Source organism: Amycolatopsis saalfeldensis (assembly GCF_900110575.1).
Classification (GTDB): domain Bacteria; phylum Actinomycetota; class Actinomycetes; order Mycobacteriales; family Pseudonocardiaceae; genus Amycolatopsis; species Amycolatopsis saalfeldensis.
Window position 1 is genome coordinate 1 of sequence record NZ_FOEF01000004.1, and the last position, 19546, is coordinate 19546.

Sequence of the window (19546 nt, forward strand, 5' to 3'; positions counted from 1 at the left end):
CGGGGCCGGGCGGGCGGATCTGGCCGCGGCGGCGGTGGCGGTGCTGACGCAGGAGGGGCACCTGGGGGCGACCTATGAGCTCGGTGGGGCACCGTTCACGCTGACCGAGCTGGCGGCGACGTTCAGCGAGGTCCTGGGGACCCCGATCGTCTACCGGGATGTGTCGGTCGCCGAGTACACGGCGACGTTGACGGGTGCGGGGGTGCCGCCGGAGATGGCTGCGGCGGTGGCTGATGCCGATGCCGGGCTGGCCCGCGGGGAGTTGTTCACCGCCAGCGAGGACCTGGCGAAACTCCTCGGCCGGCCGGCGACCACAGCACACGACGCCATCCGGAACGCCGCGGAGCCCCGATGAACCACGTCGACACCCATGAAATGGTGCTGATCCACCGCGTCATCCGGCGTGAGTTCGGCCGGCTCCCGCGACTGTTCCGCGCCGCCGCCGGTGACCGGGCGCGAGCCAAGGTCGTCGGCGCGCACGCGCGGGAGATGCTGCAGTTCCTCCACACGCACCACACCGGCGAGGACGAGCTGCTCTTTCCGCTGCTGCGCGAGCGCGCCGAGCTCGACCCGGAGCTGATGAGCCGGATGGACGCGCAGCACGAGCAGATCAACGATGCCGTCACGGCGGTCGGCGCGGAGCTGCCGGCGTGGACCGCGAGCGCGGACGCCGCCGCCGGCGAGCGGATGGCGGCCCTCGTCGACGCGGCGATGCCGGTCCTGATCGAGCACCTGGCCGAGGAGGAGCAGGAGCTGCTCCCGATCGTCTCGGCCACGCTGACCCAGAAGGAATGGGACGCGCTCGGCAAGCACGGCATGAGCGCGATTCCCCTCACCCGGCGGCTGGTGATCCTCGGCCACATCACCGAGGAAGCCGACGACGCGGAACGGCAGCGGTTCCTGCAGGTCGTCCCGGCGCCGGCCCGGTTGGCCTACAAGCTGATCGGCCGTCGCCAGTTCGCCCGCGAAACCACCACGATCCGCGGTTGACCCCCGCCCGCCATCGCCCGGGCCGTTCTTCGGGCGATGGCCGGGCGCGGGTGGCACCCTGAAGCCGCCGGGCGAAAATCGGCCGGGGTTGTCGGATCCGGGCCGCGTCGTTCGTAGCCAAGGTGAGAGGCCGTCCACGAGGGCGCGGCCACGACCACAGGAGGCCGACCGATGTCGCACCCCCAGGCGAAGATCCACCGGATGTCCGAGTTCACCGAGTCGATCGGCACCATCACCTTCTCCGAGATCCCGAACGAGGGGTTCCTGGCCCTCGGCATGCGGAACTACTGGGACGGGTACTTCGCGGGCCGCGCCGCGCCGCTCGGGCTGGCCCCGGCCGAGGTGGTGCACGCGGTCTTCTACAACTTCGCCGACGGCGAGGTGGCGCGCCACATCCCGTGGGTCTGGGGAAAGATCACCCCGGCGGAGGCGATCGCCGTGCGCGAGCGGGGCAGCGCCGCCGCCCTGCGGCAGATGATCGGCGACCTCGCCGGCTCACCCGGCCTGGCCCGGGCCGCCGACCTCGCCACCCGGGCCGCGGTCAGCGCGCCGACCGAGGGCCGGGCGCTGTACGCCGGGCTCCGCACACTGGACGTGCCCGAAGAGCCGGTGGCCCGCCTCTGGCACGCGGCGACCCTGCTGCGCGAGCACCGCGGGGACGGTCACAACATCGCCCTGGCCGCCCACGGCATCGCCGGCACCGAGGCGCACGTCCTGCTCGCGCTCACCCTGGGCATGCGGCCGGAGGAGTTCGGCCGCATCCACCACCTGCCCCGGCCCCAGCTGGCCGCCGTCATCGACGGCCTGCGTGACCGCGGCCTCGTCACCACCGCCGGCGGCTTCACCGACACCGGCCGCAAGACCAGAACCCAAATCGAGTCCCTCACCGACGACCTGGCAGCACCCGCCTACGACGTGCTAACCCCAGCCGAACTCGACGAGCTGATCACAGCCCTCGAACCGATCTGCACCGCGGTGGACACCGCTGGCAACTAAGCGCCCACCTCGGAGCGACGGCCTCCGGTTCTGCCACGGGGCGCTCTTCGGTTTTGGTGAGCGGGGCGGGCGATATCCGGTTGGGCGACCGAGCGGACCACTTCCTGCTCGGCCACCGAGGCGGGCGGCCTCCTCCTCGGCGACAGCGGGTGGCCTCCTGTTTGGTGACCGGGTGCGCGGTCTCCGTTTCGGCGATAGCGGTGGACGGCCTCCTGCCCGGTCACCGGTGCGAGCGATCGCCGGTTCGGCGACCGGGGCGGGTGGCCTTCGGCGCGGTGACCGAGTGGACCACTTCCTGGTCGGTCGCCGAGGTGGGTGGCCTCCAACTCGGCGACCAGGGCGCGTGGTCTTAGGCTCGGTGACCGCGGCGGGTGGCCTTCGGGCCGGTGACCGAGCGGACCACTTCCTGCTCGGTCGCCGAGGTGGGTGGCCTCCAACTCGGTGACGCGGGTGGGAGGTCTCCGGTTCGGTGGCCGGGCGGGAGGTCTCCGGTGTGGTGATCGGGGTGGACGCCCTCCGGCTAGGTGATCGGGGGTGGGGGATCTACCAGCTCGGTGACCGGGCGGCGACTTCGGGCGCGGCGACCGAGCGGGCACCCTCCATCTCGGCCACCGAGGCCCGCGACCTCCAACTCGGCGACCGAGGTGAGCAGGTCGTCACGCAAGCCCACCGGCGCGGTGCAGTCCGGACCCAGCCCAGCCGGTTACCCGGCGCCGTAACTCCTTCCAGGCGGCGTCCGGCGAAGGCAGCTCGGCGATCCGGGCCGCGACTTCGCGTGCGGCGGAGCGGTAGGCCGGGTCGTCGAGCACGGCGCGGAGGGCCTTGCCGAGTTCGGCCGCGGCGTCCTCTGGCGGTACGACGAGCGCGGCACCGGTCGCGGCGGCGCATTCGGCGACCAGCGACTGGTCGTAGACCATGGGCAGGATGACCATCGGCAGGCCGCGGGCGAGCGTGCCGGCGACGGTGCCCGCGCCGCCCGCGGTGATGACCGCGTCGACTTCTTCGAGCAGGTCGGCCAGTGGGGTGAAGCCGACGAAACGGATGTGCGCGGGGGCCGGCACGGCGTCGGTCGTGACCAGGACTTCGGCGTCCACTTCGGACAGTCCGGCCAACAGGCGGTTCAGGTGGACGGCCGGGTCCGCCTCCGTGCCGAGGGTGAGCAGCACCCGGGTCCGGCCGCCGGAGCCGCGGGCGACCGGCTCGCCACCGGGTGGCCGGTAGGGCTGCGGGCGCACCGCGATTTCGTCCTCGGCCGCCACGCCGCTGCCCACCCGCAGCTCCGGTGGCAACGGTTCCAGGCAGGCCACCCGGGGAGCCGGCACCAGCCCCAGCGCCCCGGCCCGGGCGGCCAGTTCGTCCAGCCAGGCCCGGGTGAACTCCGGGGGCATCGACGTCGTGACGTTGTGCCCGGCCCATGGCACGCCCACCGCCACGGCGACCAGCGGGGCGACCACGTCGACGAAGTCCGCGACGATGAGGTCCGGCCGGAACTCCTTCGCCACGGCGAGCACCGCGTCGTAGGACAGGTCGACGCGCGTGCCGCCGAGCAATCCGACCAGCCAGCCGACGTCGGACAGCGAGCTCCGGCCCGGCTCTCCGGAGCGCCGCTCGTGCTCGGCGCGCAGCTGCGCACTGGTCGCCCCGGCCGGGAAGAAATCGAGGTCCCCGACGGCGGCCGCCATCGAATCCGCGGTAGTGACGGCTACTTCGTCGCCGGCGGCGCGGGCGGCCACCGCGAGTGGCAACATCGGCAGCAAGTGCCCGTAGACGGGTATTCCGGTGAAGAGAACACGCATGCCTCGACCCTAGGGGACTCCGGCGTCACTGTTCGTCTTGCAGCACAGCGGATGGCCACCGTCCATTCTGGACGGCCGCGCGGATATGGTCGACCAGCACCCGGCCGACGAGCTCGACCGCGGCCGGCACGCGGCCCGACCTCGGGGTGCCCAGCGCGATCGAACGCCGGACTTCCGGCGCGCACAACGGTGCCGCGCTGAGGGCCTGGCCGTCGAGATCCCCCGCGATGCCGACCGCGGGCAGGATGGTCCAGCCCTGGCCGCTGCGCACGAGCTGCTTCTGCAGGCTCATCGAGTTGGTCTGGATCGCGGTGTCGAGCTCGGCGCCGGCCCGCCGCGCGGCGCCGGTGATCAACGCGTGCAAGCCGTGCCCCGGCGACGGCATGATGATCGGGTGCGCGGCGACTTCGGCGAACCGCACCGGTTCCTTCGGATCGAGGCCGAAGGAGGCCGGGGCGACCGCCCAGAGTTGTTCGCGGACGAGTGGCGTCGCGTTCAGCGAAGGCGATCCCGTCAGGTTGTACAGCAAGCTCAGGTCGAGGTCGCCGTCGTCGAGCCACTGCTGCAGGTGGCCGGAGTAGGCCGTCTGGATCCGCAGCTCGATGCCGGAATGGTCGCGCAGCACCGTGCGGGCCAGTGGCTCCGCCAGCAGTTCCGCCGCGCTTTCGAGCAGCCCGACGGTGACGATCCCGGTGACCGCCCCGGCTGCCGGGGTCAGCTCGGCGCGGGCCCGGTCGAGTTCGGTCAGCGCCCGCCGGGCCCGGTCGGCCAGTGCCGCGCCGGCCTTCGTCGGCCGCATCCCCTGGTGCGTCCGGTCGAACAGCGGCACCCCGAGTTCGTGTTCGAGCGCGCGGATCTGCCGGGTCACCGCCGGCTGGACCAGGTGCAGCAGCTCGGCGGCCCGGGTCACGCTGCCGGTCTCGACGACCGTCACCAGTGCCTTGAGCTGCTTGAGGTCCATCGGTCCCATCCCGCCCGCGCATGGGGGAATCACGGATTGCTATTTCCCTCGCGAGGTCATTCCGGTTCATGATAGCTCGGGAAGGGAGCGTCGTAATGCACGGATTGACCCAGGAGGAGACCGAGATCGTCGCGCTGGTGGGCGAGTTCGTCGACAAGGAGGTCCGGCCGGTCGCGCAGGAGCTGGACCATGCGAACACCTACCCGGAGCAGCTGATCGACCGGATGAAGGCGATGGGCGTGTTCGGCCTGGCGATTCCGGAGCCGTGGGGCCAGGCCCAGGTTTCGGCGCAGTGTTACGCGGCGGTCACCGAGGAACTCGCGCGGGGCTGGATGAGCCTGGCCGGCGCGATGGGCGGCCACACGGTCGTGTCGAAGCTGCTGGTCGCCTTCGGCACGCGGGAACAGCAGGACGCCTACCTGCCGCGGATGGCGACCGGCGAGCTCCGCGCGACGATGGCATTGACCGAACCCGGCGGCGGTTCGGACCTGCAGGCACTGCGCACGACCGCCCGGCGCGACGGCGGCGAGTACGTGGTGAACGGGTCGAAGACCTGGATCACCAACGCCCGCCGTTCCGGGCTGATCGCCTTGCTGTGCAAGACGGACGCCGGTGCGCAGCCGGCCCATCGGGGCATCAGCATCCTGCTGGCCGAACCGGGCCCGGGCTTCCACGTGTCGCGGGACCTGCCGAAGCTCGGCTACAAGGGCGTCGAAAGCTGCGAGCTGGCGTTCGACGGCTTCCGAGTGCCGGCGTCCGCGCTGCTGGGCGGCGCGGAGGGCGAAGGCTTCGCGCAGATGATGCGCGGACTGGAGATCGGCCGGATCCAGGTGGCCGGCCGGGCACTCGGCGTCGGCCGGGCCGCGCTGGAGGATTCGCTGCGGTACGCGCAGGAACGCGAGACTTTCGGCAAGCCGATCTGGTTGCACCAGTCGATCGGCAACTACCTCGCCGACATGGCCACGAAACTGGAGGCCGCCCGGCAGCTCGTGCACTACGCCGCCCGCCGTTACGACTCGGGCGAGCGCGCGGACATGGAGGCCGGGATGGCGAAGCTGTTCGCGTCCGAGACCGCGATGGAGGTCGCGTTGAACGCCATGCGCATCCACGGCGGCTACGGCTACTCGACGGAATTCGACGTCGAGCGGTACTTCCGGGACGCGCCGCTGATGATCGTGGGCGAGGGCACCAACGAGATCCAGCGCACCGTGATCGCGCGGCAGCTGGTCAAGCGGCACAGCCTGCGAGCACGGTGATGCACCACCCGCTGGACGGCATCACGGTCGTCGCCCTCGAACAGGCCGTCGCCGCGCCCTTCGCGACCCGGCAGCTGGCCGACCTCGGCGCCAGGGTGATCAAGGTCGAACGCCCCGGCGCCGGCGACTTCGCCCGGGGCTACGACCGGACCGTGCACGGCCAGTCGAGCTACTTCGTGTGGCTCAACCGGGGCAAGGAGAGCGTCGAACTCGACATCAAGCACGACCGGGTCTTGCTCGACGCGCTGCTGGACCGCGCGGACGTGGTCGTCCAGAACCTCGCGCCCGGCGCCGTCGAACGGCTCGGATTGGACGCCGAGACCTTGCGGGCGGCGCGGCCGGAGCTGGTGCACTGCTCGATCTCGGGTTACGGCACGACCGGGCCGTACCGGTCGAAGAAGGCGTACGACCTGCTCGTGCAATGCGAGACCGGCCTGGTTTCGTCCACTGGCACGCCGGACGCCCCGGCGAAGGCGGGAGTGTCCATTGCGGACATCGCTGCGGGGATGTATGCCTACAGCGGGATTCTCACCGCGTTGTACGACCGCGAGCGCACCGGGCAGGGCGCGAGCCTGCACGTGGCGATGATCGACGCGCTGGGGGAGTGGATGAGCCAGCCGGCCTACTTCTCCCGTGACGGCGGCGAGGGGCCGCGGCGAACCGGCGCGCGGCATCCGTCGATCGCCCCGTACGGTCCACATCGGACACGAGACGGCTCGGTGTTCCTCGGCGTCCAGAACGATCGCGAATGGACGGTGTTGTGCCGGGATATCCTGGGGAAACCGGAATTGGCGGATCGGTTTCGCACCAATGACGATCGCGTCGAGCACGTCGAAGAACTCACGTCGATCATCGAGACGGAGTTCGAGAGGCTCGACACCGCGCACGTGGTCGAGCTGCTGGAACAGGGCGGGATCGCCAACGCCCGGCTGCGCACGCCCGCGGAGTTCACCCGGCATCCCCAGCTGGCGGCGCGGCAGCGGTGGCGCCGCGTCGACATCCCCGGAGGTGCCGTCGACGCCTTGCTCCCGCCGGTCGTCGGCTGGGAGCCGGTGATGGGAGCCGTCCCCGCGCTGGGCGCGCACACCGAGGCGGTCCGGGCGGAGTTCCTGGGGGCAAAGGGAGAACCGGCATGATCGAGCACACCGAACTGATCCAGCCGGAGCCCGCCCGCGCGCTGGGAGCACTGCTGGACGTGCCCGTCCCCGGCCTCGACGAGGGCCTTCCGCTGCTCTGGCACTGGCTCTACCTGCTCGACCGGCCCGCGCAGGCCGACCTCGGGCCGGACGGCCATCCGGTGCGTAACACCGTGCTGGAGCCGCCCGGGCCGGGGCGCCGCCGGATGTGGGCGGGCGGGCGCGTGCGTACCCGGGGCGTCCTGCGCTGCGGTGAATCCGCCACCCGGCGCTCGGCGGTGTTGTCCACTCAGGACAAGCAGGGCCGGTCGGGGCCGCTGACCTTCGTCACGGTGGGGCACCGGATCCGGCAGTCCGGGCGCATTGTCGTCGACGAAGAGCAGGACATCGTGTACCGCCCCGCGGGCGGCTCGGTGACCACGCCGGCGGCCGGCCCGGTGATTCCGCCGGAGACAGGCGAATGGCCGATCGAGGTCACGCCGACCCTGTTGTTCCGGTTCTCCGCCTTGACCTACAACGCCCACCGCATCCACTTCGACCGTGATTACGCGCGGGACGTCGAGGGTTACCCGGGTTTGCTCACCCACGGCCCGCTGCAGGCGATCGCGATGGCCGAGGCGGCCCGTGCCCGCGGCTGCGCGGGCGACCTGGTGTTCGACTACCGCCTCGTCGCGCCGTTGTTCGACCAGCAGGGGATGATCGTGTCGGCGAAAGTGGGGCCGGAGTCGGTCACGACGGCGGTGCGGGACCGTCACGGCCGCCGGACCGCCATCGGGACACTGAGGAGCGAGGCAACGTGAACGTAGCGGCGGCACGGTCGTTCCTGTTCGTCCCGGGCCACCGGCCGGACCGGTTCGCCAAGGCCGAAGCCGCCGGCGCCGACGTGGTCGTGCTGGATCTGGAAGACGCCGTCGGCGCCCAGCTCAAGGCCGTGGCCAGGGAAAACGTGCGTGACTGGCTGGAGGCCGGCCACGAGGCGGTCGTGCGGATCAACGCCGCGGGCACGCCGTGGTTCGGCGAAGACGCCGCGGTGGCCAGTGCGCTGGCCACCGCGGTCATGGTGCCCAAAGCCGAGGATCCCGAGGTGCTCGGGGAGCTGTCCGGCGCCGCAGTCATCCCGCTGCTCGAAACGGCGCTGGGCATCGTCCGGAGCGTGGCCCTGTGTGGTGCGCCGTCGGTGATCCGCCCCGCTTTCGGCAGCGTGGACCTCGCCGCGGAACTGGGCGTGGACCACCGCTCGCAGGAGGCGCTCCGGCACGCGCGGTCCGCGGTGGTCCTGGCCGCCGCGGCCACGGGCCGACCGGGCCCGATCGACGGCGTGACAACCGCGCTCGACGACGAAGGCGCCCTGACGGCGGACGTCGAGGCCGCCATCACATTGGGATTCACCGGAAAGCTGTGCATCCACCCACGTCAGGTCGCCCACGTGAACCGCGGCTGCACCCCGTCCGACGCCGACGTGCGGTGGGCGCGTGACGTCCTGGCCGCTTCCGCAGACGGATCGGTTGCGGTCCTCAATGGACAGATGATCGACCGGCCGGTGCTGTTACGCGCCGAACGGATCCTCGCCCGAGTCGCCACGCACTGATCTTTTCATCAGAGTTATCTGAATTGCTCATGATTGAGCGAACAAGCGCGTGACAACGAGCCTGTCCGCGCTTGTTGTTGGCATCGTCAATCGCAGTAATTGACAGTGATTATGTTGCCGTGTGCCGATTTCTCCGGGTTGTGGGTACAGTCGCCGAGGTCTGGACCGGTGAAATCCGGTCGTTGATCCGGTGACTGGAAGAAGGTGACGAACCGGTGGTCTCCCCGGAGTTGGAATTCGAAGCCGCTGTCGTCGAGGAAAAAGGCGGGCCGTTCCGCATCCGGACGGTCGGTGTATCGGGCCCGCGGCCTGACGAGGTGGTGGTCCGCGTCGTGGCGACAGGTGTCTGCCAGACCGACGCGCACAGCCGGAACCAGGAGTACCCGGTCCCGCTGCCGGTGATCCTGGGGCACGAGGGCGCCGGGATCGTCGAGTCGGTCGGTGCCGCGGTGCGCGATGTCGTGCCCGGCGACCACGTCGGGCTGACGTTCCCCTCGTGCGGCCATTGCCGGTCCTGCCGGGCGGGCGCGCCGGCCAACTGCGAACACGGCTTCGGGCTCTCGTTCGGCGCCGCTCGTCTTGACGGCAGCAACGCCTATGCCGGAAGCGGCGTGCACGGGCATTTCTTCGGCCAGTCCTCGTTCGCGCGGTACGCGATCGCCAACGAGCGCAACACCGTGCGGCTCCCGGACGACCTGCCGCTCACCCTGGCCGGGCCGCTGGGCTGCGGAATGCAGACCGGGGCCGGCGCGGTGATCAACTCGCTGCACGTCGGTGCGGGCGAGTCGATCGCGGTGTTCGGGACCGGCGCGGTCGGCCTGGCCGCGGTGATGGCGGCGAAGGCCGTCGGTGCCACGACGATCGCCGCCGTCGACGTGAACGACGCGCGGCTGGCGCTCGCCGAGGAGCTGGGCGCGACCCACCTGATCAACGGCAAGAAGGAGAACACCGGCGAGCGCCTGCGGAAGATCCGCCCCGGGGGTTTCGGCTACGTCCTCGAGATCACCGCGCTGCCCGCCATGCTGGCCCTCGCGGTCGAGGTGCTCGCCCCGATGGGCGTCGCCGCGCTGATCGGCGGGGCGCCCGCCGGGACCAAGGCGCCGATCGACATGAACAGCCTGCTCAACGGCGGCCGGACGGTGCGCGGTATCGCGCAGGGCGACTCCCGGCCGCAGACCTTCATCCCGGCGCTGGCCGAGCTGTACCGCTCGGGCCGGTTCCCGTTCGACCGGCTGGTGCGCGCCTACGACTTCGCCGAGATCAACCAGGCGTTCGAGGACGCCGCCCGCGGCGACGTCATCAAGCCCGTCCTCGTCATGGGCGAGTGACGATCCGACACTGACCCGACCACCAGGAGGAAAACGATGAACAACCCCGACCGCAAGCCGGAATGGCTGGTGGACGACCTCGGCCCGAAGGGCGCACCCTTCATCAAGCTCACCGACTTCGCGCCGCCGCCGGAGGAGTCCCACGGGAGCCTCTTCCTGCCCGACCGGCTCGAAAAGGGTTACCACGTCGAGGAAATCCGCGACGGCGTGTACTGGGTTTCGGTCGGCTGGTACGACTGCATGTTCGTGGTCACCGGCCGCGGCGTGATCGTGCTGGACGCGCCGCCGGCGATCGGCGAGCGGCTGCTGTCGGCGATCGAGGACGTCACCGACGAGCCGGTCACGCACCTGATCTACAGCCACTGGCACGCCGACCACATCGGCGCGGCCACCATCTTCGGGCCGGGCGTCAAGATCGTCGCGCACGAGCGCACACGCGACCTGCTGGCCCGGTTCCCCGACGAGTACCGGCCGTTGCCGACCGAGACCTTCGCCACCGACGCCACATTGGACGTGAACGGGGTCAAGGTCGAGCTGTCGTACAAGGGGCAGAACCACACCGAGGGCAACATCTTCACCTACCTGCCGAAGCAGAAGGTGCTGGCGGCCATCGACATCGCCAGCCCGGCGTGGGTGACCTTCCGCGACTGCGACTCCTCGGAGAACCTCGCGGCCTGGGAGCAGGCGCACCACCAGATCCTGGAGTACGACTTCGACACCGTCGTCTCCGGGCACGTGTCGCGGATCGGCAACCGCGAGGACGTGGAAGAAGGCATCGAGTACCTCGACGACCTCGTCCGGTTCTCCCGCGAGGCACTGGAAACCATCCCGATGGAGTACTTCCACGCGGGCATGGACGGGCCGTACCGGGCCGCGTTCCGCGCGGTGGAGGAGAACTACTTCGCGGCGCTGGTGAACTACGTGACCAAGAAGACGCTGGACCGCAAGACGTCCAACGGCCTGCGCTGGGAAGAGCGGCTGAACGGCGCCGATGTGCTCACCAAGCACAACGCCTTCTCGATCCTCGAGAAGACCCGGCTGGAGCGCACGCACAATGGCTACCTCCTGCGGGACGGCACGCCTTCCTCGGACAAGTTCTTCATCTGATCGCGAGGAGACGCGCTCATGACATCGGATCAGGAAGAGATCCGCACGCTCGTCGACAACTGGATCCTGTGGCGCGACGCGGGTGACTGGGAACGGTTCCGCACCGTCTGGCATCCGGCGGGCCGGGTGATGGCGACCTGGTTCCAGGGCACCGGCGACGAGTTCATCGAGGTTTCCCGGCAGGGCTGGGAAAAGGGGGTGAGCATCCTGCACTCCCACGGCGGCTCGACCATCGACGTGGCCGGCGACCGGGCCACCGCGCAGACCAAGATGACCATCGCGCAACGGGCCGAAGTGGACGGTGTGGTCAGCGACGTCGTGTGCACCGGCCGGTTCTTCGACTTCCTGGTGAAGCGGGACGGCCGGTGGAGCCTGGTGCTGCGCCAGCCGATCTACGAGCGGGACCGGATCGACCCGGTCGAGCCCGGCGCCGTCGTCCGGCTCGACTCCGGACTGCTGGCCGAGTTCCCTTCGGCCTACCGGCACCTGGCCTATCTCCAGACCCGGATCGGCTACCGGGTGAAGAAGGACATGCCCGGCACCACCGGTCCGCGTACCGAGGCGCTGTACGCACTCGGCCGGGACTGGTTGTCCGGCAAGGCGAGTGAAGGGCTGAAGGAATGGTCCTGAACTGGGAGGGCGGCCCGCTGATGCGGGCGGCCCGGATAGTGAAGCACGGGGCGCCGGACGACCTCGTGGTCGAGGAGGTACCGCGTCCGGCACCGGGCGCCGGCGAAGTCCTGGTGCAGGTGCGGGCGGCGGCGGTGAACCCGGTCGACGTCGCGAACCTGGCCGGGAAGGTGCGGGTGGCGAACGGCCCGGCGGTCGAGCCGCCGCGGACCGCGGGCCGCGACTACGCCGGGATCGTCGTGGCCGGCCCGGAGTCGTTGCTCGGCCTGGAGGTCTGGGGCAGCAGCGGCGGGCTGGGCGTCAGCCGGCCGGGGACTCAGGCCGAGTACGTCGTCGTGCCCGCGGCCACTGTGCGGCGCAAGCCGGAGAACCTGTCGTTCGCCGAGGCGGCGGCGGTCGGAGTGAGCCACTCGGCCGCGTTCCTGAGTCTGGCCCGGCGGGCGGACGTCCAGGCCGGGGAGACCGTGCTGATCACCGGGGCTTCGGGGGCGGTGGGCCGCGCGGCGGCCGACATCGCGCACTGGCGTGGGGCCCGAGTGATCGGCGCCGACCTCCGGCTGGCCGAAGACCTCGCGGTCGACCTGGCGATCGACAGCTCCAAGGTCGACCTCGTGACCGCCGTGCGGGTCGCGACCGACGGCGCGGGAGTGGACGTCGCGCTGGACACCGTCGGCGGAGCGCTCTTCGGCTCAGTGCTCGACACGCTCCGCCACGGCGGCCGGTCGGCGGTGATCGCGAGCCTGGGCGATCCGGTGGCGGAGCTGAACGTGCTGGAGCTCTACCGCAACGAGCGCACCGTCTTCGGCGTCAACACCCTCGAACTCACGCTGGCCGGGGCCGCCGAAGTCCTCGACGTCCTGCGGCGGGGGTTCGAATCGGGCGCCCTGCGCGCGCCTCGCGTCACCACCTACCCGCTCGACGAAGCCGGGGCGGCGTACCAAGCCGTGCTGGCGGGCGCCGCGGGTTCCAAGGTCGTACTCCTGCCCTAGGAACGGAGGAACATGAAGTTGTCTGCTACCAACGGCGGCGGGACGGTCGCCCTGAATTGGATCGACGGGCGCTGGGCGGATTCGCCGGACCACGACGAGAGCGTCGATCCCGCGACAGGTGAGCCGATCGGCACGTTCGCGCGGGCGACCCGGGCGGACGTGGAACGGGCCATCGCCGCGGCGAAACACGCGTTCCGGGCCACCGCCTGGCGGACCGACCGCCGGTTGCGCGCCAAGGTCCTGAACGCCATGGCCGACCGGATCGAAGAACGCCGCGACGAGCTGATCTCCCTGCTGTCACTGGACAACGGGAAGGTCAAGGCGGAGGCCGCGCTCGAAATCGACCTGGTGCCGGGCAAGCTGCGGTTCAACGCGGCCTTGGCGCTCAGCGACTTCGGCCGGGCCGCCGAAGTGCGGCCGGGTAACCTTTCCGTGGTGCTGCGCGAGCCGCTCGGCGTCGCGGGGGTGATCACGCCGTGGAACTCGCCGGTGGTCCTCACCGTCCGGTCGCTGGCGCCGGCGCTGGCCGCCGGCTGCACCGCGGTGGTGAAGCTCCCCGAGCAGACCGCGCAGGTCAACCGGCTGTTCATCGAGGTGCTCACCCAGACCGAGGGGCTGCCGCCGGGCGTGCTCAACATGTTCACGAGTGACCGCGACGCGGCCTCGGCGTTGATCGACTCGCCCGACGTGCCGGCGATCAGCTTCACCGGCAGCACGGCCACCGGCAAGGCCATCTCCGCGACGGGTGCGGCGCACCTGAAGCGGTTCGGGCTCGAACTCGGCGGGAAGACGCCGATGATCGTGTTCGAGTCGGCGGACCTGGCCGGCGCGCTGCCCGTGCTGGAGAAGGCACTGACCACGTTCGCGGGCCAGTTCTGCATGGCCGGCACGCGGTTGCTGGTGCACCGCTCCGTCGCCGGCGAGGTCCGGGCCGGGCTGGAAAAGCGGCTCTCGGCCGTGCGTCCGGGCCCGGCGTCGGACGAGGCCAGCGACATGGGCCCGATGATCGACAAGCCGAACGTGGCCCGGGTCGACGCGATGGTCGAGGCCGCGATCGCGGCCGGCGCCCGCGCGGTGGTGCGCGGTGGCCCGATCACCGAAGGCGCGCTCGCCGCGGGCGCGTTCTACCGGCCCACGCTGCTGGAGGTGGACGACCCCGCGGCGGCCATCGTCCAGGAGGAGGTGTTCGGGCCGGTGCTGACGATGCAGGCCTTCGACACCGAGGCCGAGGCCGTCGCGCTCGCCAACAACAGCAAGTACGGCCTCGCGGCGAGCATCTGGACCCGGGACGTGGACCAGCCGCTGCGCGTGGCCAAGGAACTCGAAGCCGGCACGGTGTGGGTCAACCACTGGGGCGTCACCTTCGACGAGTTCGAGGAAGGCGGCTACAAGGAAAGTGGCCAGGGCCGGTTGAACGGGCTGGCGTCGCTGGAGGATTTCACCGAGTACAAGCACATCGCGCTGCGGCCGGGTTCGGTCGGGCAGTAACGGCGGTGGGTCCGGGCCGGCGGTCACCGCCCGGCCCGGACCACGGCGTTCTCGACCGGGTGCATGGCGCCGACCAGGTCGACGAAGGCCTGGGTCGCCGCCTTCGGGCGCCGGTCCGCGGGCAGGGCCAGCGCGACTTCGAAGATCGGCGCCGGCTCGATGTCGACGACCGCGAGCCGGCCGCGGTTCGGCAGCAGGGAAAGGGGCAGCGCGGCCAGGCCCAGACCGGCCCGGACCAGTTCGGCGAGGGTGGCCAGGTCCGAGACCTCGATGCAGATCCCGCGCTCGAGGCCGGCTTCGGCGAACGTGGTGTCCACAGCGGACCGGGTGCCGAATCCGGCCGGGAAATCGACGAAATCCTCGTTGGCCAGGTCTTGGACCGACACGGTGCGGCGGGCGGCGAGGGGGTGCTCGGGCGGCGTGATCAGCCGGATCGGCTCGGCGGCCAGCGGGGCGAGGTGGAGCCCGGCGTGCGGGCCGCCGGGCAGCGAAGCGACGGCGACGTCGAGATCGCCGGCGCGCAGCGCGTCCGCCAGCGCGACGGATCCCCCCTCGGCCGGGCGCGGGAGGATCTTCACCAGCGGCCGTTCCCGGTGATAGCTGTGCAGGATCCGGGCCATGTCGACCAGTGGTGACGCCTGCATCAAGCCGATCCGCACGGTGCCGCGAAGACCGTGGCCGACCTCGCCGACCACGGCCCTGGCCGCGTCGGCGGCGGCGAGGACCCGGAGCGCCTCGGGCAGCAGGGCACGGCCGGCATCGCTGAGCGTCACTTCGCGCCGGGTGCGGTCGAACAGGCGCGCGCCGAGATCCCGTTCCAGCGCGCGGATCGCGATCGACAGCGCCGACTGGCTCAGGTGCAGCCGCTGGGCGGCCTTGGTGAAGCTGCTGTCCTTGGCCACGGCGACGAAGTAGCCGAGCTGGCGAAGTTCCATGGTTTGTTCTCCGGCGGGCGGTCTACGGCTGGGGGAGCAGGTCGATCCCGTTGCGCCCGGCCAGGTACGCGACCAGCGCGGCGATGTCCTGCTCGCCCCACCCCGCGGCGAGCAGGTCGTGCAGCGTCGCCCGGGTGTGGTCGACCAGGGGAGTGTCGGCGCGGCCCGCGGCGAGGGCATGGCCCAGGTCGAGATCCTTGGCCATCAGCGCCGTGGTGAACGCCGCCGAGAAGTCGAGCGACTTCATCTGCTCGGCCTTGTACCGGATGAACGGGCTGCCGATCGCGCCCGCCCCGACGAACTCCAGCAGGTCGGCCCGGGCGACCCCGATGGCCTCGCCGAGCACGCTCACCTCGGCGACCGCGTGCGCGATCACCGCGACGATCAGGTTGTGCAGGATCTTCACCTGCCGGCTGGTCGCGCCCTCGCCGGCGTAGATCACCTTGCGGGCCAACGACTCCAGCACGGCCTCGGCCCGTTCGTACGCCGCCGGGGCGCCGCTGCACACGATCGCGAGGCCGCCGTCCGGGATGACCGACGGGCCGCCGGCGACCGGTGCGGCCAGCACGTCGCCGCCGGCCGTCCGGGCCGCCGAGGCCACCTCCTCGGTGACCTCGGCGCCGACGGTGGAGCAGTCGACCAGCAGCACCCCGGTGCTCGGCGTGTCGAACAGGCCGCCCGGGCCGAGCGTGATCGCGCGCAGGTCGTCGTCAGTGCCGACCATGCTGAGCACGACGTCGCAGCCGCGCAGGTCCGCGATGGCGGGCGCGAAGCGGGCGCCGGCCTCGACCAGCGAGGTGGCCTTGGCCGGGGTCCGGTTGTGCACGGTCAGGTCCCAGCCGGACCCGAGCAGCCGCTCGGCCATGGGACGGCCCATGTTCCCGAGGCCGATGAAGCCGATCCGCATGACGGACTCCTAACGGGCAGTGGCGGGGAGGTCGATGCCGTTCCAGTAGCGCACTCCGGTGACGAGCAGCTCGTCGGCCGGGAAGCGCGTGATCACGCGGGCGCCGTCCTTTTCGACCACGACCTCCTCCTCGATCCGCGCCGCCGAACTGCCGTCCGGGGTGGGCCAGTAGGTCTCCAGCGCGAAGACCATGCCCTCCTTGACCTCGATCGGGTGCTCGAACGAGTGGTACCGGCTCATCAGCGGCTTCTCCCACACCGACAGGCCGACACCGTGGGCGTACTGCAGGCCGAAAGCCTCCTCCTCGGAGGAGAAACCGATGTCCTGCGCCGAGGGGAACGACGCCACGACGTCCGCGCTCGACGCACCCGGCCGCACCTGGGCGATGGCGCCGTCGATCGCTTCCCGCGCCCGCCGGTAGGCGTCGCGCTGGGCCGAGGTCGCGCTGCCGACGTTCAGCGTCCGGTAGTAGCAGGTGCGGTAGCCCTGGAACGAGTGGACGATGTCGAAGTACGCGGTGTCGCCCGGCCGGATCATCCGGTCGCTGAACACGTGCGGGTGCGGGCTGCAGCGTCCGCCCGAGATCGCGTTGACGGCCTCGACCTCGTCGCTGCCGAGGTCGTACAGCGTCTTGTTGACCAGCGCGACGGTCTCGTTCTCCTTCACCCCGACCTGAAGGAACTGGTACAGCTTTTCGTACGCGGCGTCGACGAGGCCGGCGGCCTGGTCGAGCAGGGCGATCTCGTCGGCGGTCTTGATCTGCCGGGCCCGCATCATCAGGCCCTGCGCGTCGACCACGTGCAGCCCTTCGGCTTCCAGGGCCCGCAGCTGCGGGATCTCGACCACGTCGATGCCCAGCGGCTCACCGGCGAGGCCGTGCTCGCGCAGGACGTCGGCGATCTTGCGCGCGTTGCCCGCCTCGACGCCTACTTCGGTGTCGATCGCCCCGCGCCAGGTCGACAGGCCGGCCCGCCAGCTCTCCTCGGGCAGCCAGGTGAGGTACTGCTGGTGCAGGCGCGCGGCGGAGCCGATGTCCCACAGGATGGGCGCGTGCCCGCGCACCAGCAGGCAGGCGCGGAAGAGCTTGTCCCGGGCCCAGTTGCCGATGTGCGTGCCGGTGACGTAGCGGATGTTGTTCATGTCGTACAACAGGATCGCGCCGAGATCGCCGGTTTCCAGTTCGGCCATCGCGCGGGCGAGCCGCTGCTCGCGCAGCCGGGCGAAGTTGACCCGGTTCTCCCAATCGGTGGACATGAAGGTGCCGGGTGAGGCGACCGGGGTGGTGTCCCGGGCGGCCTCGCTCGGCTGCCAGGGCTGGGCCTTGACGGTGGACATGGAACTCCCTTTCAGACGGGTGAGTAGGAACCGGGGGCGGTCTCGATCTCGGCGACGGCCGGGCGTTCGCCGTCCCGGCCCGCCAGCTCCCAGACCGCGTCGACGATGTGCTGCGCGGTGAGGCCGTATTCGGCGAACAGGAACCGCGCGCTGGCGGCCTGCCCGAACCGGTCCTGGATGCCGACCCGGCGCAGGGGCGGACTGAAGCCTGCCTCGGCAAGGACTTCGGCGACGGCACTGCCAAGACCGCCGACGATGGTGTGGTTCTCGGCCGTCACCACGGATCGGGCCTCGGCCGAGAGCCTGCGCACGGTCGTCGCGTCCAGCGGTTTGATGGTGGTCACGTTGACCACATCGATCACCAGCCCGGCCTCGCGCAGCGCGGTCGCCGCGCGCAGGGCCGAAGCGACGAGCATCCCGGACGCGAAGATGACGGAGTCGACGGTCATGGTCTCCCGCGCGGGATCGGGGTCGATCACCTTCGCGCGGTCGAGGTCGAGCACGTGGCCGTCCTCGAAGATGACCGGGATTTCGCCGCGCTTGAGCCGGAAGTAGACCGGGCCGGGGCGTTCGGCGACCGCCGCGACCGCCTGCGTCACCTCCGTGGCGTCGGCGACGTCGACGACGGTGAAGTTCGGCAGCGCCCGCATCACCGCGACGTCGTCGATGGCCTGGTGGCTTGGCCCGCCCGGCGACGACAGGCCTGGCATCAGGCCGATGAGCTTCACATTCAGGTTCGCGTACGCGATCTGCATGGCGACCTGTTCGAACGGCCGCCGCGTGGCGAACACGCCGAAGGTGTTGACGAAAACTGTGCGCCCCTCGCGGGCCAGGCCGGCGGCGACGCCCATCAGGTTCTGCTCCGCCATGCCGCCGTTGAAGAAGCGGGACGCGAGCCGGGCGTCGTCCCGGAAGAGGTCGGTCTCGGTCTGCCGCGTCAGGTCGGCGCCGAGGCAGATCACCTCCGGGTGCTCGGCCGCGTACCGGACGAGGGCCTGTCCGTACGGCTTGAGGATGGTCCGGTAGGGCGGCTGCAGTGGCATCGTCGATCACTTCCAGCTCGGCTCGGGCTCAGAGGATTGGACTATTGGCTTAGCCAATTCGAACCGAGTGTGATAGCTCGGCCGAGTCGCTGTCAAGTGCTTCGGCGCCGCTTGACAAGGCTTGGCCGCTGTCGGAATATTGGCTAAGCCACTAGTCCACTTGCTGGCGGCTTCGGCCAGATCCGAGAGCGTGAAACTGGTGATCACCCATGACAAACCCAAGCCGGGACGACGATGAGGCGCTGCGTCGTGCCGCCTGGCGCATCCGGCGGCGCGCGGTCGACATGGTCGCGATCGAGGGCTACGGCTACCTCGGCCAGGCGCTGTCGTCCGCCGAGCTGGCCGCGGCGCTGTACCTGACCGCCCTGCGCCCGGGCCACGACCGGCTGGTCGTCTCGCCGGGCCATTACTCCATCGTCCATTTCGCCGCCGGGGTGGAGGTGGGACTGGTCGACCCGGCCGAGCTGGCGACGTACGGACGGGACGGCAGCCGGCTCGAAGCGATCGGCACCGAGCAGACCCCGGGCCTGACCGCGACGTGCGGCTCCCTCGGGCAAGGGCTGTCCGTGGCCGCCGGATTGGCGCTGGCGCAACGGCTCGCTGGGTCGGATCGGCAGGTGTACGTGCTGATGAGCGACGGGGAAATGGAGGAGGGCCAGGTGTGGGAGGCCGCGCTGTTCAGCGCGCACCACGGCCTCGGGAACCTGACCGTGGTGCTGGACCGGAACAACAGCCAGGTCGACGGGCCGACCGAGTCGATCACCACGCTCCACCCGGTCGCCGACAAGTGGCGGTCCTTCGGCTGGGAGGTCGGCGAGGCCGACGGTCACGACGTCGCCGCGATCCGCGATGGCCTCGCGCGCCTGCGCGAGAATCCGCGCCCGAGTGTCCTGATCGGATCGACGTGGACACTGTCCGGTTTGGACTCCGTGCTGCCGGACGAGGCGGACGGCCACTTCCTCAAGCTCGACCCGGACACCGTCGAACAGGCGCGCAAAGTCTGCGCCGAGGGTGAAGCGAATGCCGTGCGGGTGCCCGCGCGGACGTGGTGAGGAGAAGCG

18 protein-coding genes and 1 pseudogene are annotated in these 19546 nt (G+C 71.0%); 13 read left to right on the forward strand and 6 right to left on the reverse strand.

Going from position 1 to position 19546, the window contains the following annotated elements; translation table 11 throughout:
• The 3 genes and pseudogenes from BMY97_RS10760 to BMY97_RS10770 all read left to right on the forward strand — a co-directional run.
• Positions 1–355, forward strand: a pseudogene (locus BMY97_RS10760) (SDR family NAD(P)-dependent oxidoreductase); the annotation flags it as partial.
• Positions 352–990: a hemerythrin domain-containing protein gene (locus BMY97_RS10765; RefSeq protein ID WP_218156760.1), complete on the forward strand. Its 639-nt coding sequence runs from the start codon at positions 352–354 to the stop codon at positions 988–990. The pseudogene BMY97_RS10760 and the gene BMY97_RS10765, both read left to right, overlap by 4 nt.
• 171 nt (positions 991–1161) lie before the next feature.
• Entirely contained in the window at positions 1162–1986 is an 825-nt protein-coding gene (locus BMY97_RS10770) for a MarR family winged helix-turn-helix transcriptional regulator (protein WP_177231277.1), read from the forward strand.
• A 656-nt stretch (positions 1987–2642) separates the two neighbouring features.
• Here BMY97_RS10770 and BMY97_RS49090 read toward each other — a convergent pair.
• Together BMY97_RS49090 and BMY97_RS10780 are read right to left on the reverse strand one after the other, a co-directional pair.
• A complete protein-coding gene (locus BMY97_RS49090; RefSeq protein ID WP_091616362.1) occupies positions 2643–3782 on the reverse strand; it encodes a glycosyltransferase in 1140 nt (379 codons plus the stop codon).
• A 25-nt stretch (positions 3783–3807) separates the two neighbouring features.
• Positions 3808–4743, reverse strand: a complete 936-nt coding sequence (locus tag BMY97_RS10780) for a LysR family transcriptional regulator (protein WP_091616364.1) — start codon at positions 4741–4743, stop codon at positions 3808–3810.
• A 95-nt stretch (positions 4744–4838) separates the two neighbouring features.
• Here BMY97_RS10780 and BMY97_RS10785 point away from each other — a divergent pair, with 95 nt between their 5' ends.
• From BMY97_RS10785 to BMY97_RS10825, 9 genes are all read left to right on the forward strand, one after another.
• Entirely contained in the window at positions 4839–5999 is a 1161-nt protein-coding gene (locus BMY97_RS10785) for an acyl-CoA dehydrogenase family protein (protein ID WP_091616368.1), read from the forward strand.
• Entirely contained in the window at positions 5999–7135 is a 1137-nt protein-coding gene (locus BMY97_RS10790) for a CaiB/BaiF CoA transferase family protein (RefSeq protein ID WP_091616371.1), read from the forward strand. The genes BMY97_RS10785 and BMY97_RS10790 overlap by 1 nt, the downstream gene beginning before the upstream one ends.
• Complete coding sequence (locus BMY97_RS10795) at positions 7132–7935, forward strand: HTD2 family dehydratase (protein WP_091616373.1); 804 nt, start codon at positions 7132–7134, stop codon at positions 7933–7935. The genes BMY97_RS10790 and BMY97_RS10795 overlap by 4 nt, the downstream gene beginning before the upstream one ends.
• Positions 7932–8723, forward strand: coding sequence for an HpcH/HpaI aldolase/citrate lyase family protein (locus BMY97_RS10800; RefSeq protein WP_091616376.1), 792 nt, complete (start codon positions 7932–7934; stop codon positions 8721–8723). Before BMY97_RS10795 ends, BMY97_RS10800 begins: the two co-directional genes overlap by 4 nt.
• Positions 8724–8938: 215 nt before the next feature.
• Positions 8939–10051, forward strand: a complete 1113-nt coding sequence (locus tag BMY97_RS10805) for an NAD(P)-dependent alcohol dehydrogenase (RefSeq protein WP_245787262.1) — start codon at positions 8939–8941, stop codon at positions 10049–10051.
• Between the two features lie 36 nt (positions 10052–10087).
• Complete coding sequence (locus BMY97_RS10810) at positions 10088–11158, forward strand: MBL fold metallo-hydrolase (protein WP_091616378.1); 1071 nt, start codon at positions 10088–10090, stop codon at positions 11156–11158.
• 18 nt (positions 11159–11176) lie between these two features.
• On the forward strand, positions 11177–11788 hold the full coding sequence (locus tag BMY97_RS10815; protein WP_091616381.1) for a nuclear transport factor 2 family protein: 612 nt from the start codon (positions 11177–11179) through the stop codon (positions 11786–11788).
• Positions 11779–12777 carry a quinone oxidoreductase family protein gene (locus tag BMY97_RS10820; RefSeq protein ID WP_091616384.1) on the forward strand — a complete coding sequence of 333 codons (999 nt, stop codon included), beginning with the start codon at positions 11779–11781 and terminating at the stop codon, positions 12775–12777. Before BMY97_RS10815 ends, BMY97_RS10820 begins: the two co-directional genes overlap by 10 nt.
• 12 nt (positions 12778–12789) lie before the next feature.
• The gene (locus BMY97_RS10825; protein WP_091616387.1) at positions 12790–14265 is read left to right on the forward strand and encodes an aldehyde dehydrogenase family protein; all 1476 of its coding nucleotides are present in this window, start codon (positions 12790–12792) and stop codon (positions 14263–14265) included.
• 23 nt (positions 14266–14288) lie between these two features.
• On the opposite strand, the gene BMY97_RS10830 is transcribed toward BMY97_RS10825, so the two are convergent.
• From BMY97_RS10830 to BMY97_RS10845, 4 genes are read right to left on the reverse strand one after another with little or no spacing between them, the layout of a single operon-like run.
• On the reverse strand, positions 14289–15200 hold the full coding sequence (locus tag BMY97_RS10830) for a LysR family transcriptional regulator (protein ID WP_091616390.1): 912 nt from the start codon (positions 15198–15200) through the stop codon (positions 14289–14291).
• Between the two features lie 22 nt (positions 15201–15222).
• Positions 15223–16107: an NAD(P)-dependent oxidoreductase gene (locus BMY97_RS10835; protein WP_091616392.1), complete on the reverse strand. Its 885-nt coding sequence runs from the start codon at positions 16105–16107 to the stop codon at positions 15223–15225.
• A 9-nt stretch (positions 16108–16116) separates the two neighbouring features.
• Positions 16117–17442, reverse strand: coding sequence for a M24 family metallopeptidase (locus BMY97_RS10840; RefSeq protein WP_218156761.1), 1326 nt, complete (start codon positions 17440–17442; stop codon positions 16117–16119).
• Between the two features lie 11 nt (positions 17443–17453).
• On the reverse strand, positions 17454–18485 hold the full coding sequence (locus BMY97_RS10845) for a transketolase family protein (RefSeq protein ID WP_091616395.1): 1032 nt from the start codon (positions 18483–18485) through the stop codon (positions 17454–17456).
• Positions 18486–18694: 209 nt separating this feature from the next.
• Here BMY97_RS10845 and BMY97_RS10850 point away from each other — a divergent pair, with 209 nt between their 5' ends.
• Complete coding sequence (locus BMY97_RS10850) at positions 18695–19537, forward strand: 1-deoxy-D-xylulose-5-phosphate synthase N-terminal domain-containing protein (RefSeq protein ID WP_091616398.1); 843 nt, start codon at positions 18695–18697, stop codon at positions 19535–19537.
• Positions 19538–19546 lie beyond the last annotated feature (9 nt).

What these genes read in the sequence shown, in the direction of transcription:
- BMY97_RS10850 (WP_091616398.1), top strand. Translation starts at nt 18,695, where the DNA reads ATGACAAACCCAAGCCGGGACGACGATGAGGCGCTGCGTCGTGCCGCC.
- BMY97_RS10835 (WP_091616392.1), bottom strand. Translation starts at nt 16,107, where the DNA reads ATGCGGATCGGCTTCATCGGCCTCGGGAACATGGGCCGTCCCATGGCC.
- BMY97_RS10770 (WP_177231277.1), top strand. Translation starts at nt 1,162, where the DNA reads ATGTCGCACCCCCAGGCGAAGATCCACCGGATGTCCGAGTTCACCGAG.
- BMY97_RS49090 (WP_091616362.1), bottom strand. Translation starts at nt 3,782, where the DNA reads ATGCGTGTTCTCTTCACCGGAATACCCGTCTACGGGCACTTGCTGCCG.
- BMY97_RS10815 (WP_091616381.1), top strand. Translation starts at nt 11,177, where the DNA reads ATGACATCGGATCAGGAAGAGATCCGCACGCTCGTCGACAACTGGATC.
- BMY97_RS10795 (WP_091616373.1), top strand. Translation starts at nt 7,132, where the DNA reads ATGATCGAGCACACCGAACTGATCCAGCCGGAGCCCGCCCGCGCGCTG.
- BMY97_RS10790 (WP_091616371.1), top strand. Translation starts at nt 5,999, where the DNA reads ATGCACCACCCGCTGGACGGCATCACGGTCGTCGCCCTCGAACAGGCC.
- BMY97_RS10780 (WP_091616364.1), bottom strand. Translation starts at nt 4,743, where the DNA reads ATGGACCTCAAGCAGCTCAAGGCACTGGTGACGGTCGTCGAGACCGGC.
- BMY97_RS10810 (WP_091616378.1), top strand. Translation starts at nt 10,088, where the DNA reads ATGAACAACCCCGACCGCAAGCCGGAATGGCTGGTGGACGACCTCGGC.
- BMY97_RS10765 (WP_218156760.1), top strand. Translation starts at nt 352, where the DNA reads ATGAACCACGTCGACACCCATGAAATGGTGCTGATCCACCGCGTCATC.
- BMY97_RS10785 (WP_091616368.1), top strand. Translation starts at nt 4,839, where the DNA reads ATGCACGGATTGACCCAGGAGGAGACCGAGATCGTCGCGCTGGTGGGC.
- BMY97_RS10845 (WP_091616395.1), bottom strand. Translation starts at nt 18,485, where the DNA reads ATGCCACTGCAGCCGCCCTACCGGACCATCCTCAAGCCGTACGGACAG.
- BMY97_RS10825 (WP_091616387.1), top strand. Translation starts at nt 12,790, where the DNA reads ATGAAGTTGTCTGCTACCAACGGCGGCGGGACGGTCGCCCTGAATTGG.
- BMY97_RS10820 (WP_091616384.1), top strand. Translation starts at nt 11,779, where the DNA reads ATGGTCCTGAACTGGGAGGGCGGCCCGCTGATGCGGGCGGCCCGGATA.
- BMY97_RS10830 (WP_091616390.1), bottom strand. Translation starts at nt 15,200, where the DNA reads ATGGAACTTCGCCAGCTCGGCTACTTCGTCGCCGTGGCCAAGGACAGC.
- BMY97_RS10840 (WP_218156761.1), bottom strand. Translation starts at nt 17,442, where the DNA reads ATGTCCACCGTCAAGGCCCAGCCCTGGCAGCCGAGCGAGGCCGCCCGG.